Annotated in this window: 11 protein-coding genes and 1 pseudogene; 7 read left to right on the forward strand and 5 right to left on the reverse strand. The window is 69.4% G+C overall.

What is annotated here, in order from left to right:
• Nucleotides 1–2 precede the first annotated feature (2 nt).
• Nucleotides 3–911 carry an Lrp/AsnC family transcriptional regulator gene (locus RN51_RS10075; RefSeq protein WP_231579274.1) on the reverse strand — a complete coding sequence of 303 codons (909 nt, stop codon included), beginning with the start codon at nt 909–911 and terminating at the stop codon, nt 3–5.
• A gap of 210 nt (nt 912–1,121) precedes the next feature.
• On the opposite strand from RN51_RS10075, the pseudogene RN51_RS10080 reads away from it, so the two are divergent.
• The 4 genes and pseudogenes from RN51_RS10080 to speB form a co-directional block, all read left to right on the forward strand.
• Nucleotides 1,122–2,345: pseudogene (locus RN51_RS10080) on the forward strand (MFS transporter); the annotation flags it as partial.
• A 177-nt stretch (nt 2,346–2,522) separates the two neighbouring features.
• Nucleotides 2,523–4,190 (forward strand): amidohydrolase, encoded by a 1,668-nt coding sequence (locus RN51_RS10085; protein WP_045264039.1) that lies wholly within the window; start codon nt 2,523–2,525, stop codon nt 4,188–4,190.
• Nucleotides 4,191–4,200: 10 nt separating this feature from the next.
• Complete coding sequence (locus RN51_RS10090) at nt 4,201–5,817, forward strand: thiamine pyrophosphate-dependent enzyme (protein ID WP_045263907.1); 1,617 nt, start codon at nt 4,201–4,203, stop codon at nt 5,815–5,817.
• A 56-nt stretch (nt 5,818–5,873) separates the two neighbouring features.
• Complete coding sequence (gene speB, locus RN51_RS10095) at nt 5,874–6,830, forward strand: agmatinase (RefSeq protein ID WP_045263908.1); 957 nt, start codon at nt 5,874–5,876, stop codon at nt 6,828–6,830.
• On the opposite strand, the gene RN51_RS10100 is transcribed toward speB, so the two are convergent.
• Nucleotides 6,824–7,732 (reverse strand): serine protein kinase RIO, encoded by a 909-nt coding sequence (locus RN51_RS10100; protein ID WP_045263909.1) that lies wholly within the window; start codon nt 7,730–7,732, stop codon nt 6,824–6,826. The genes speB and RN51_RS10100 overlap by 7 nt on opposite strands.
• Nucleotides 7,733–7,983: 251 nt before the next feature.
• Between RN51_RS10100 and RN51_RS10105 the strand changes: the two genes are divergently transcribed.
• Nucleotides 7,984–9,180 carry an MFS transporter gene (locus tag RN51_RS10105; RefSeq protein ID WP_045263910.1) on the forward strand — a complete coding sequence of 399 codons (1,197 nt, stop codon included), beginning with the start codon at nt 7,984–7,986 and terminating at the stop codon, nt 9,178–9,180.
• 12 nt (nt 9,181–9,192) lie between these two features.
• Here the strand turns inward: RN51_RS10105 and RN51_RS18010 are convergent, their stop codons facing one another.
• Nucleotides 9,193–10,143 carry a helix-turn-helix domain-containing protein gene (locus RN51_RS18010; RefSeq protein WP_052674673.1) on the reverse strand — a complete coding sequence of 317 codons (951 nt, stop codon included), beginning with the start codon at nt 10,141–10,143 and terminating at the stop codon, nt 9,193–9,195.
• Between the two features lie 155 nt (nt 10,144–10,298).
• Here RN51_RS18010 and RN51_RS10115 point away from each other — a divergent pair, with 155 nt between their 5' ends.
• Nucleotides 10,299–10,760 carry a DUF3817 domain-containing protein gene (locus RN51_RS10115; protein ID WP_045263911.1) on the forward strand — a complete coding sequence of 154 codons (462 nt, stop codon included), beginning with the start codon at nt 10,299–10,301 and terminating at the stop codon, nt 10,758–10,760.
• A 25-nt stretch (nt 10,761–10,785) separates the two neighbouring features.
• Here the strand turns inward: RN51_RS10115 and RN51_RS10120 are convergent, their stop codons facing one another.
• Complete coding sequence (locus RN51_RS10120; RefSeq protein ID WP_045263912.1) at nt 10,786–11,451, reverse strand: hypothetical protein; 666 nt, start codon at nt 11,449–11,451, stop codon at nt 10,786–10,788.
• A gap of 146 nt (nt 11,452–11,597) precedes the next feature.
• On the opposite strand from RN51_RS10120, the gene RN51_RS10125 reads away from it, so the two are divergent.
• Entirely contained in the window at nt 11,598–11,978 is a 381-nt protein-coding gene (locus tag RN51_RS10125; protein ID WP_045264041.1) for a YybH family protein, read from the forward strand.
• A gap of 59 nt (nt 11,979–12,037) precedes the next feature.
• Here RN51_RS10125 and RN51_RS10130 read toward each other — a convergent pair whose 3' ends face one another.
• The gene (locus tag RN51_RS10130; RefSeq protein WP_045263913.1) at nt 12,038–12,556 is read right to left on the reverse strand and encodes an RNA polymerase sigma factor; all 519 of its coding nucleotides are present in this window, start codon (nt 12,554–12,556) and stop codon (nt 12,038–12,040) included.
• Between the last annotated feature and the right edge of the window lie 50 nt (nt 12,557–12,606).

Below are 12,606 nucleotides of genomic sequence, written 5' to 3' on the forward strand. Positions count from 1 at the left end.
CCTCAGTCCGTCCGCAGCGGGCGCAACGTGCGGGCGTAGTCCTCCTTCAGCACGGCGAGGTGCAGCCAGGCCTCGATGCGCGTCACTCCGGGCAGTGCGCGCAGACGTTCCAGGCTGGCGTAGAGCGCGCCCGCCGAGGGCTCGACCAGAGTGGCGACCGCGTCGAACCGGCCGAGGGTGCGCGCGGCGAAGTCGACCCCTCGCCCGCGGCGCAGCTCGTCGATCACGGCGTCGTCGTCATCGCCGAGGGTCATGCCCACCCCCATCGAGAGCTGCCGGTGAGCGAGGCCTCGGGCCTCGACCGCACTGATCTTGATCACGCCGGCGTCGATCAGTCGCTGCACCCTGGTCGCGACGGCCGAGGGGGAGAGCCGCACCTCCTCGCCGAGGGCGCGGAAGCTCTTGCGCCCATCGGCCTGCAGCTGCTCGATCAGCGCCTCGTCGATCGCGTCGAGGGTGACGCCGCCGTGATACTCCGAGACGAAGAAGCCCTTGATCACGGTCGAATAGATGATCGTGCTGATGTCGAGCACTCCGTCGATCGCTCGGATCAGGGCCAGCAGGTCGTGCAGCTCCGACATCGACCCCACGCGCACCTCGGTGACCACGTCGTGCGCCCCGCCCACCGCCGACACCAGCACGGTCTCGCTCATGTCGCGCAGGTGCTCCGCCACGAGCTCCACCGAGCCGTCGGTGCGGATCGACACGTGGGCGAGCACATGCTGGCCGAGGAACACCGGGTCGACGGCGGCGACGACTCGCACGGTGCGGTCGGCGAGCATCGTGCGCAGTCGCGCGGCCACCGCAGCCCTGGACTGCCCGAGCCGCTCGGCGAGGGAGACGATGCTTGCCCGGCCGTCTTCCTGCAGTGCGCGGATGAGTTCGGCGTCGAAATCCATGGTCCCGCCCATTTCGTCAGTTTCCTGCGATCGCACGCTTCGCCGTGCGCAACTTCAGTGTAAGAGGGGAATGATCCAGAGAGAAGGCGCGGATTGTGCGGATGGGCGATCATATGTTCAGTGAATCTCCGTTATCGCTGGAGTTATGCCCTTGCTGGCGAGGCTGCGCGACCGTAGCATCCTTCGCTATCCGACATCTTCCGCAAAGGAGCGGGCACCCCCATGACCACTACCCCCACCAGCGGCACCCACACCCGGGCGCGCCGCGCCGGCATCGCCGCCTTCGTCGGTACCACCATCGAGTGGTACGACTTCTACGTGTATGCGACCGCCGCTGCACTCGTCTTCGGTCCGCTGTTCTTCCCGAGCGGGGACCGGCTGGCCGAGACCGCAGCGGCCTTCGCGACCTTCGCGGTCGCCTTCCTCGTCCGCCCTCTCGGCGGCATCATCTTCGGTCACATCGGAGACAAGCTCGGTCGACGCACGTCGCTCGTGATCACGCTGCTCATGATGGGCGCGGCCACGGTGCTCGTGGGTTGCCTCCCCACGTACGAGAACATCGGCATCCTCGCCCCGATCCTGCTGATCCTGCTCCGTGCGGTGCAGGGTCTCGCGGTCGGCGGCGAGTGGGGTGGCGCGGTGCTCATGAGCGTCGAGCACGCCCCCGAGAAGTCGAAGACCTTCTATGGCGGCTTCACGCAGCTCGGCAACCCGGCCGGTGCGCTGCTGGCGTCGGGCATCTTCGCGATCATGACCCGCATGGGCGACGACTTCATCATCAACGGCGGCTGGCGCATCCCCTTCCTGCTGTCGATCGTGCTGGTCGGCGTCGGCTTCTGGGTCCGTTACCGCGTCGAGGAGACCCCGGTGTTCGAAGCGAAGGTCGAGGGCCGCAAGCAGTCGATGCCGCTGGCCTTCGCGCTGCGCACCAACTGGCGCCCGATCCTGCTCGGCATCGGCATCCTGCCCATCTCGACCGGTGGCTACTACCTGGCCACCACCTTCGCCACGGCCTACGCCACCGGCGACACGGTCGCGATCAGCGAACAGGTCATCCTCGACGCCATGACGATCGCCTCCTTCGTGGAGTTCGTCGTGACCCTCCCGGTCGCCTGGTTGGGTGACAAGTGGGGGCGGAAGAACGTCATGTACATCGGTCTGATCACCTCGGTGCTGACCTTCGTGCCGTTCCTGCTGATCCTGCCGGGACGCATCGAACCGCTCATCTTCCTGTTCGCCTCGCTGGTGCGCATCGCGATGAGCGCCACCTACGCGCCGATCGCCGCGCTGCTCTCGCAGATGTTCCGCCCGCAGGCCCGCTACACCTCGATCGCCCTCTCCTACGGCGTCGGCGCAGCGGTCTGGGCCGGCTTCTCGCCCTGGTTCGCGACGCAGCTGATCGCCTGGACGGGCAGCATCTGGTCGGTGATCGCGATGTTCATCGGCATGGCCCTCATCGCTGGCATCTGCACGCGCCTCGCGCCGCAGCACTCCGACGAGGCTCCCGTGACGGCATCCTTCACCGCGCGTACCGACACGACGGCGAAACCGGCTGCCCTGACGCCAGAACGTCCCCGACAGCCCGCCTTCCTCCCGCACGCCACGACCGCGAACAGGTTCCCCATGAGAAAGCTCACCCCCTTCGACCGCTCGGCTCAGACGGCTCCCCTCCTCCTGACCGCGCATGCCATCCACACCGCGGATGCCGACGCCACCACGGCGACGGCGATGTTGATCGATCGCGGGCGCATCCTCGCGATCGGCACACCCGCCGCGTGCGAGGCCGCGGCGGAGGGGGTGGGCCTCTCGCCCGAACGCATCGATCTCGGTGACGCCGTGATCGTCCCCGGCTTCGTCGACGCGCACGCCCACCCGCTGATGTTCGGGCAGATGATGACGTGGGTGGACTGCGGCCCGGAGAAGGCGGCCAGCATCCCCGAGATCGTGGCGCTGCTGAAGGCCGCGGCCGCCGACCTCCCCGCCGGACGCCCGGTGCGCGGCTACGGGTACGAGCAGCGCAACCTCGCCGAGAAGCGCCACCCGACCCGGTTCGAGCTCGACGAGGTCGCCGCCGACCGCGAGGTGTACCTCATGAACGCCTCGGGTCACGGCGGCGTGGTGAACTCGTACACGCTCGAACTCAACGGGGTCGACCGGGACACCCCGAACCCCGACGGCGGGGAGTTCTTCCGCGACGCGGAGGGCGAGCTCACCGGCGAGCTCTCGGATGCGGCGTGCAACATCCTGACCGGCGTCCACGGGGTGAAGATCGGCCACCACGGTCCGAACTTCCACCTGGCGGACGAGCCGGAGGAGCACCTGCGCCAGCTCGACGCGGCGACGCAGCGCTTCCTCGCCGGCGGCGTGACCTCGATCGGCGACGCCCAGGTCACCCGACGCGAGTTCGACATGTACCTGCGGCTTGCCGAGGCAGGGCGCCTCGAGCTGCGCGTGTCGATGTACCTGCTGTCGCACCTGCTCGACGAAGCGCTGGAGATGGGGCTGGTCGGACAGTTCGGCAACGCGCACCTCAGCTTCGCCGGCATCAAGTTCTACGCCGATGGCACGTTGGGTGGCTGGACCGCGTACTTCCCTGACGGCTACGTGGGGGATCCCTGCCGCACCGGTCAGCTGTATCACGAGCCCGCCGAGTACGAGGGGCTCATCCGCAAGGCGCACGCCGCCGGACTGCAGACCGCCACTCATGCCCAGTCGCCCACCGCGATCGAGATGGTGGTGTCGGCGATCGAGGCCGCGCTCGCCGAACATCCCGACGCCGACGCGAGGCACCGCATCGAGCACTGCGGCCTGCCGACGCCCGAGCAGATCGAGCGTATGGCGGCGGCCGGCATCCGCCCGGTCAACCAGACCCAGCACTACTTCAACTGGGGCGAGGGCGTCGAAGAGGCCATCGGCACTCCGGGCGAGCGCTTCAACCCGTTGGGCGAGTTCGAGCGCGCGGGCGTGCCGTTCACGATCTCCTCCGATGCCCCGGTCGCCGAGCCGATCCCGCTCGAGGCCATCCAGACGGCTGTGACCCGCGTCACGCGCCGCGGTCACAAGCTCGGCCCCGACGACCTTCGCATCTCGGCGCTCGCTGCCCTGCGCGCCCACACGATCGAAGGCGCCGTGTCGATCGGCCGCGAAGACGACCTGGGTTCGCTCGAGGTCGGCAAGTACGCCGACTTCGCGGTGCTCTCCGGCGACCCGCTGGCCGTTCCCGCCGAGGAGATCTCGGCGATCACCGTCCGCGAGACCTGGGTCGACGGCGTCCGTCGTCACCGGGTGTGAGGATGATCCGATGAGCCACGACACCACACCGGCAGCCCCGTACGCCGACACGGCGGGACGGGCGGTGCTGGAGACGATCCGCGCCTATGGCGTCACCGCGGTCTTCGGCATCCCCGGCACCCACAACCTCGAGCTCTACCGTCCGCTCGCCGACCTCGGCATCCGCGCGGTGACGAACCGCCACGAGCAGGGGTCCGGCTATGGCGCCGACGGCTGGGCGCAGCAGACGGGCCTCCCCGGTGTCGTCATCACCACCTCGGGTCCCGGACTGCAGAACGCCATGAGCGCGATCGGCACGGCGTTCTGCGAGTCCCGCCCGCTCATCGTGCTCTCGCCGGGAGTGCCGCTGGGCGCGGAGTTCGCCGACGTGGGCACGCTGCACGAGACGAAGGATGCTTCGGCGATGGTCGCCGCCATCGCCGAGTGGTCGCGTCGTGTGGCCAGCGCCGCCGAGGCCGTCGAAGCCGTGCACGATGCGTTCCACCTGTTCCGCACCGGCCGTCCACGTCCCGTGCACATCGAGATCCCGCTCGATGTGCTGGAAGCGCCCGCCGACGTTCCCGCCGAGGCGCGGCAGCCGCGTCCGGTCCCTGCGCGGGTCTCGGGCGATCCGGCTGCGCTCGCCGAGGCGGCCAAGCTGCTGGCGGAGGCGAAGAGCCCGGTGATCGTCGCCGGTGGGGGAGCGGTGGATGCCGCCCACGAGGTCACTCTCCTCGCCGAGCGCCTCGGTGCCCCGGTGCTCACGACCCTCAACGGCAAGGGCGTCGTCGACGAGCGGCATCCGCTCTCGCTCGGCTCGAACCTGCGTCTGGCCGCTGCTCGCGCGGTCGCGGAGAGCGCCGACGTGGTGCTCGTGATCGGATCCAAGCTCGGCGAGGCCGAGCTGTGGGCGCCGCGGCTCGAGGCCACAGGCGCGGTCATCCGCGTCGACATCTCGCCCTCGCAACGCGACAAGAACCTGGCCGCGACCATCGGACTCACGGGTGACGCGGCGGCTGTCCTGGAGGGGCTGCTCTCCACCCTCCCCGCCGAGGCGCGCCCGCCGCGCGACCTCGCCGTCGAGCGCGCCGCGATCGACGCCGAGATGCGCGAGACCGCCCCCGACACCGTGGCCCTGGCCGAGGTCATCGTCGGAGCACTGCCCGCGGATGCGATCGTCGCGGGTGACTCGTCCCAGATCGTCTACATGGCGCTCGGCAGCGTGCTACGGTCCGCGCATCCGCACTCCCTGCTCTACACACCGACCTATGCCACCCTCGGCTACGGCCTTCCGGCAGCGATCGGCGCCAGGGTCGCGCAGGACGAGCACCCGGTCGTCACGGTGATCGGCGACGGCGCCCTGATGTTCTGCGTGAACGAGCTGGTGACGGCGGTCGAGCAGCGTCTCGACCTCACGATCGTGTGCGTCGACAACGGCGGCTATGCCGAGATCCGTCAGAACGAGGTCGACCGCGGCATGACGCCCATCGGCGTCGACCTGGTGCAACCCGACTGGGCGGCGCTCGCCACGGCCTTCGGCGCGACCGGGCGCCGGGTGGAAAGCCGCGACCACATCGCATCCAGCATCCGCGCGGCGATCTCCGACGGGGGAGTGCAGCTGGTGCACATCCCGCAGCACGCCCTCTGAATCCCTCGACACCTCGACCTCGACACCTCGACACCTCCAACGAACAGGAACGAGCAATGCCCGACACGATCGGCCCCATCGACGCCTCCGTGAACCCGCGATACTCCGGCATCGCGACCTTCGCCCGGCTGCCCCGCATCGAAGACGTCCCGCAGGCGGACATCGCCATCGTCGGCATCCCCTTCGACTCCGGCGTGAGCTACCGACCGGGCACGCGCTTCGGGCCGTCGCACGTTCGGGAGTCCTCGCGACTGCTGCGCCCCTACAACCCGGCCCAGGACGTGTCGCCGTTCGCGGTCGCGCAGGTGGTCGATGCCGGTGACATCCCGGTCAATCCGTTCGACCTCACCGAAGCGGTGAACGAGGTCGAGCGCGCGGCGCTGGCGCTCGGCGAGCAGGTACAGCGCATCGTCACGATCGGCGGCGACCACACCGTGGCCCTGCCGCTGCTGCGTGCGGTCGCCGCGAAGCACGGTCCCGTCGCGGTCCTCCACTTCGATGCGCACCTCGACACCTGGGACACCTACTTCGGGGCTCCCATCACGCACGGCACCCCCTTCCGACGCGCGAGCGAGGAAGGGCTGATCGACCTCACGGCGAGCTGTCACGTCGGAACCCGCGGACCCCTGTACTCGAAGCAGGACCTCGAGGACGATGAGCGTCTGGGCTTCTCGATCGTGTCGAGCGAGTTCATCGAGGAGCACGGGGTCGAGGCCGGCATCGCCCGCATCCTGCAGCGCATCGGCGACAAGCCGCTGTACGTGTCGATCGACATCGACGTGCTCGACCCTGCCCATGCGCCCGGCACCGGCACACCCGAGGCGGGCGGGCTCACGAGCCGCGAGCTGTTGCGGATTCTGCGTGCCCTGACCTCGCAGAACATCGTCGGGGCGGATGTGGTCGAGGTGTCGCCCGCCTACGATCACGCGCAGATGACCGGCATCGCCGCGAGCCACGTGGTGTACGAGCTCGTGACGCTGCTGGCTGCGCGCGTGGGATCCGGCGCTCAGTAGAGCACGGCGAGCAGCTCGGCGAACAGCTCCTCGGGGTCGCGGTCGACGCGACGCCGGGTGAACCACTCGCAGATGTTCACGCAGTCGCGGTGCAACAGGTCGAGCCCCTGCGGGTTGGCGATGACGTCGACGATCTGCGGCAGGTCGATCACCCGCACCCGGCCTTCGTGCACCAGCAGGTTGTAGGGCGACAGGTCGCCGTGGGCGAAGCCGGCTGCGGCGAAGGTCCGCATCAGATCGACGGTCTGCGCGTAGAGGTCCCGCAGTTCGGCGCGGTCGTTGCGCACCTGGGCGAGTCGGGGCGCGGCCGTGCCGTCGGGCGTGCCGAGGAACTCCATCAGCACCTCGGTGCCGTTCACCTGCACCGGGTACGGCACGGGGGCGCCGAGCTCCCACATCCGGCAGAGCGCCTCGAACTCGGCGAACGACCACTGCGCTGCGGCCACCTCACGACCGTGCACCGACTTCCGCGCGAGCGCGCGTGTGTCTCGGGTGTTCCGGGTGCTGCGGCCCTCGGTGTAGATCGACGAGCGATGGAAGCTGCTGTGCTCGGCGCTGCGATACCGTTTCGCGGCGAGCAGGCTGTGCTGCGTCGCATCGCCCGGCACCGCGCGTTCGAGCAGGAACACGTCGGCTTCCTTCCCTGTCTTGAGGATGCCGCGCTCGGTGTCGAGCGCCCCTGCGGAGGTCACCACCCATGCGGGGCGGGGTTCAGGACCTCGCTCGGAAGGGGTGACCGCCGGCCACGTGGTCCAGCGCTGCCCCTCGCCGGGATCGACGTCGGCGAAGGTTAGCTCGGTCTCGAGGGCGTCGAAGGACGAGGCGTCGAAGGAAGAGGGGTCGAAAGGCGAGGATGGTGCGTCGAGGGACGCGGCTTCCGAGGAAGCGAAGAGATCAGACACGATGTGGCTCCGGGAGCAGGAGGCCACACCAGGATCAGGAGCGGGTGGCCTCGAGGGGAAGGTGGTCGGCGGAGAGCGCGACAAAGACGGTGTTCATGTCCTCGGCTCCTTCCGCTCAGGCTTCCCGGGCGCATCCCGGTGCGTCGTCGAGCCTAGGGTGTCGACGACACCGTGTCTAGACCGGACGAATGGTCGGATGCCGCGGACGCCTGATCGGGCGTCGGGCCACGCGGACTGCGAGTGTGGAGGACATGACGACCACTGCCCCCGTTCCCACCGTGCCGCCCTCCGTGGCCACCCGCATCCGCTACGGCGGACTGATCGTGCTCATGCTGATGGGGTTCCTGCTGGTCACTGCGGAGTTCCTGCCGAACGGCGTCCTCACCGAGATGGCCGACGGGCTCGGGGTCACCCCGGGGCAGGCAGGACAGACCGTCACGGTCACCGCGCTGGTGGGACTCGTGGTCGCTCCGACCGTCGGACTCATGTTCCCGCGGCTCGATCGACGGTCGCTCCTGGTGTGGATGGCACTCGCCGCCGCTGCGTCGAACCTCATCGTCGCGATCGCCCCGAACCTGATCATCGTGCTGCTGGCGCGCTTCCTGCTGGGCGCGGCGATCAGCGCGTTCTGGGCGATGTCGATCACGGTCGCGGCACGTCTCGCGGGGCCGGAGAACCTCGGTCGTGGTGTCATGTTCACCTCGGCCGGAGTGTCACTGGCGACGGTGGCCGGCGTGCCGCTGGGCGTCATGCTGAGCGAGCTCGTCGACTGGAGGATGGTCTTCGCCATCGCGGGTGTGCTGATGGTCGTGCTCGCCGTCGTCCTGCGGTTCGCCCTCCCGTCGGTCCCGGCCGAGCGCGCGTCGAGCCTGCGTCTGCTCGTCGACACGCTGCGCCGTCCCGGGATCGGCCTCGGCATGGTCGGGCACGTCCTGGTCGTGCTCGGACACTTCCTCGCTTACACCTATGTACGTCTCGCGCTGGAGCGCATCCCCGAGGTCGACGCCTCGACCATCGTCGTGCTGCTCGCCCTGTTCGGTGTCGGCGGGCTCCTCGGCAACATCACCATCGGACTCGTGATCGACCGCACCTTCGCGTTCTTCGCGGTGTTCGCGCCGCTGGTGATCGCCGTGTCGGTGCTGTCGATGATCCTGTTCTCCGGGTCGATCATCGGGGTCGGCATCGTCGTGCTGGTGTGGGGCTTCTTCTTCTCGTCCTGGCTGATCGTCGCCAACACCTGGGTCGGTCACCGCATGCCGGATCGCCTCGAGGCGGGAGGCAGCCTGGTCGTCGTCGGGTTCCAGGGAGCGATCACGCTGGCCGCAGGCATCGGCGGACTCCTCGTCGACACCCTGAACGTCGAGCTCGTCTATGTGATCGGCGCGATCGCACTGCTCGCCGGGGCCGTGCTCTTCGGCATCTCCAACCGCGTCAGCACCAGAGCCTGAGGCGCCGCGGTCTCAGGCCGAGACGGGCATGCGGTGCGCGAGACGCCACGACGAGGGGGTCATGCCGGTGCGGCGTCGGAACGCACGGCTGAACCCCTCGTCGGAGGCGTATCCCAGCTCGCGCGAGATGTCCGAGACGCTGCGTCCGGCCTCGAGCATGCGCTTGGCTGCATCGACCCGTACCTCGGTCACGTAGTCTGCCGGTGAGCGGCCGACGGCGCTGCGGAACCTCTCGGCGAAGGTCGAGCGTGACATGGCGCCGATCCCGGCGAGGCGCTCGACCGTCCAGTCGCGGCCCGGCTCCTCGCGGATGGCATCGACGACGCGGTCGAGGAACGGATCGTTCGACAACGAGGGCCAGCCCGTCGGCGCGCAGCCGTTCGCTGCCCATGCGCGGATGACCGAGAGCAGCACGGTGGTGGCCATCATGCGGCAGATGATGGGGTCTCCCTGACGTGCGGGCGTCACGGTGTGATCGATGACGCCCATGTTCAGGGCGAGCGCTGCGGCAGCGGGCTCCACGGAGTCGAAACCGGTGACCGTGAGGAACGGGGGGAGCAGGGCGGGGAGCGGGGACGCCGCATCCGCGAGCTCGATGTCGGCGATCATCAGACTCGTGTCGTCCTGCGCTTCGAGGACGAACGGCGAATGACCGAGCGTCAGGAACGCGTCACCAGCCACGAGCACGTCTCGGCGGGTCATCGGGTCCAGAGCACCGGGGGAGAGGCGCCTCGCGTCGGTGTCGGTATCGGCGTCCGTGTGGGTGTCGACGTCGAGCCGGCAGCCTTCACCGAGCGGCGGGTGTCCGTTCACGCCTCCCGCGGCGACGTAGACCAGGGTGATGGCGTCGGCCGGGATGGGCAGGAGTGATCCTGCGGGCAGCGAGGCGCGTCGACCGATGCCGACTCGGAGGTCGACGGAGCCGAGCACGTTCGATAGCGCATCCGCGTCCACTGTCACCATGCATTCGGCAACGTCGTCGCGTGGTGCGCTATTCCGTCGCAGTCACTCGCGATCCGGCGCGGTGCGCGCAGCGCTGCCACCCGACCTCAACCATTCGGTTGATTCGACGCGGCGAACGGGCGGATACGGTGGAGGGACACCACCCGAGGAGTACCGTGTTCCGCACCCCCGACCGCCTGTTCCGAGTTCTCGCGATCGCCGAGGCGATCACCTGGACGATCCTGATCTCCGCGATCATCGCGCGCGCCGTCGGCGCCCCCGGGGTCGTGGTGACCGTGGGCGGTGGCATCCACGGGTTCGTGTTCCTGTCCTACGCGGCGACGGCGATCCTGGTCGCCCTCAACCAGCGCTGGCACGCCGGAGTCGGCGTGCTCGCAGTGGCCAGTGCGATCGTCCCCTACGCGACGATCCCGATGGAGATCTGGTTGCATCGCACCGGTCGACTCACCGGAGACTGGCGCCTCGAGGCGACGGACGATCCGCGCGATCGGCGCTGGTACGACCGGCTGATGCGGTGGTTCCTGCAGCGGCCGTGGGTGCTCGCGCTGCTGCTGGTCGTGGGCATCGTCGCGCTGTACGTCATCCTGCTGCTGATCGGCCCTCCCGGCGGGAAGTGAGACGATGCGGGCCGTCCTCCGCCGTTCACGGCGTGACGACGACCGCGTTCTCCTCGTTGATCTTCGCCATGGTCGCCTCGGCGTCCCCGGCGGTGCAGTCCACGATCACGGAGAGTCCCACCCCGGTCTGGGTGAAGGCGCGCGCAGCCATGAGCCAGGTCCGGCTGCCGTCCACTCCGACGACCTGACGCGTCTCGACGCCCCCGTTCCCTCCCGCCATGTAGCTGAACTCCCCGGTGGTGGCGAGCGGCGTGACGTCTGCCGTCGGCATCTGCAGCAGCACGCCGAGGATCGCATCGGACGACACGCTGTCGTCACCGGGGACCACGGGCACGTCGGTCGTGTGGCCCTGCCAGAACCGGGCAGTGCAGGTGCCGTCGACCGTGCCGTAGGTCCACCCGCCGTTGCCGTCGTCCGGCGCGACGACCTTCCACCCGTCGTCGACGACGAGGCCGTCGCCCCACTCGATGTAGGTGTCGCTCGCAAGATCGAGCCCCTCGGCGAAGGTCAGGGTCGACCCGGAGGGGCCGTCGGCCGGTGCGTCGGTGTCCGTGCTCGCGGAGGGGGCGTCGGAGGGCGACCCCGTCGGGATCTGCGCATACAGACATCCGCTGAGGGACAGCGAGGCGACCGCGAACACGACGGCGGACACGATGCGGGCCGTCGGGCGGGCTGTGCGGGTGCGACTCATGCGGGTCAGCCTAGCCGCGGGGCGAGCGTGTCCTCGGCCGCCGAAGAAGATCCATGTCACGTTCTGTGACGGAGAGCGTCCTTCTCCTTGGAGCCGCACCGGCCCCGCAGGATCTCACGCTCCTGCCAACGAGAGGAAGTATGACGATGAACGAACGAGTGATGACCCTCGACACCCTGCACGCGGCCTTCGCGGCGCGATTCAATGCCGGAGACATCGAGGGCCTGTTGGCCCTGAACGCACCGGGTGCGGTGCTCGTGCCCGCGCCGGGGCAGCCGCTGTCCGAGCCGGATGCCGTGCGCGGTGGGCTCGAGCAGTTCATGGCACTGGGAGGACCGATCCAGATGGCGCTGCGTCACGTGTTCGTGAGCGGCTCCATCGGTCTCGCGATCGCCGACTGGACGCTGAAGGGCACCGCACCTGACGGATCGCCGGTGGAGCTGGCGGGAAGCACCTCCGACGTCGCGGTCTTCGATGAGGAGCACGGCTGGCGCATCGTGATCGACAACCCTTTCGGCACCGCCTGAGAGGGTCGCGGCGCCGCCCGAGGAGCGAAGACCCGTCTTCCTCCTCGGGTCGGCTGTCCTCACCCGCCCAGCAGGCGACGAGCTCGTGCCAGACGCTGTCGCACCGCGAGGACGGAGATGTCGAGTCGGCCCGCGATCTCGACTGCGCTCAGATCCTCGTCGACGCGGAGCACGAGCGGATCGCGCAGAGACGGGGGAAGCGCCGCGATCGCCTCGCGTGCGGCACGGAGGCGCTCCTTGGCCTCGACCTCCTCCTCCACCCGGCGGGGGGCCTCGACCTCCCAGGCGTCGATGTGGTCCTGGAAGGGACGTCGCTGGCACCGCCGTGCGCTGTCGACCACGACGCTGCGGGCTACCATGTCCAGCCACGCGCACAGGGATCCGGGCGCAGCCGAGCGCACGGAGGTGACCGCCTGCCAGGCGCGGGCGGCGATGTCCTGGGCCACGTCGTCGGCCTCATCGACCGGGACACCGAGCGATATGCCGCGGCGACGCAGCCGCTGCGGCTCCGAGGCGAGGAGCGCGGTCAGGCCGGCCTTCGCGGACGCGTCGTCGACGGTGGTGAGTGTGATGCTCATCGAATCCTCCGAGTTCCCTCCGTGTAACGCCGACTCGCGTGCTCGTAATC

This window comes from Microbacterium oxydans (assembly GCF_000956405.1).
Classification (GTDB): domain Bacteria; phylum Actinomycetota; class Actinomycetes; order Actinomycetales; family Microbacteriaceae; genus Microbacterium; species Microbacterium oxydans_C.

What these genes read in the sequence shown, in the direction of transcription:
- RN51_RS10075 (WP_231579274.1), bottom strand. Translation starts at nt 911, where the DNA reads ATGGGCGGGACCATGGATTTCGACGCCGAACTCATCCGCGCACTGCAG.
- RN51_RS10085 (WP_045264039.1), top strand. Translation starts at nt 2,523, where the DNA reads ATGAGAAAGCTCACCCCCTTCGACCGCTCGGCTCAGACGGCTCCCCTC.
- RN51_RS10090 (WP_045263907.1), top strand. Translation starts at nt 4,201, where the DNA reads ATGAGCCACGACACCACACCGGCAGCCCCGTACGCCGACACGGCGGGA.
- speB (WP_045263908.1), top strand. Translation starts at nt 5,874, where the DNA reads ATGCCCGACACGATCGGCCCCATCGACGCCTCCGTGAACCCGCGATAC.
- RN51_RS10105 (WP_045263910.1), top strand. Translation starts at nt 7,984, where the DNA reads ATGACGACCACTGCCCCCGTTCCCACCGTGCCGCCCTCCGTGGCCACC.
- RN51_RS18010 (WP_052674673.1), bottom strand. Translation starts at nt 10,143, where the DNA reads ATGGTGACAGTGGACGCGGATGCGCTATCGAACGTGCTCGGCTCCGTC.
- RN51_RS10120 (WP_045263912.1), bottom strand. Translation starts at nt 11,451, where the DNA reads ATGAGTCGCACCCGCACAGCCCGCCCGACGGCCCGCATCGTGTCCGCC.
- RN51_RS10125 (WP_045264041.1), top strand. Translation starts at nt 11,598, where the DNA reads ATGAACGAACGAGTGATGACCCTCGACACCCTGCACGCGGCCTTCGCG.
- RN51_RS10130 (WP_045263913.1), bottom strand. Translation starts at nt 12,556, where the DNA reads ATGAGCATCACACTCACCACCGTCGACGACGCGTCCGCGAAGGCCGGC.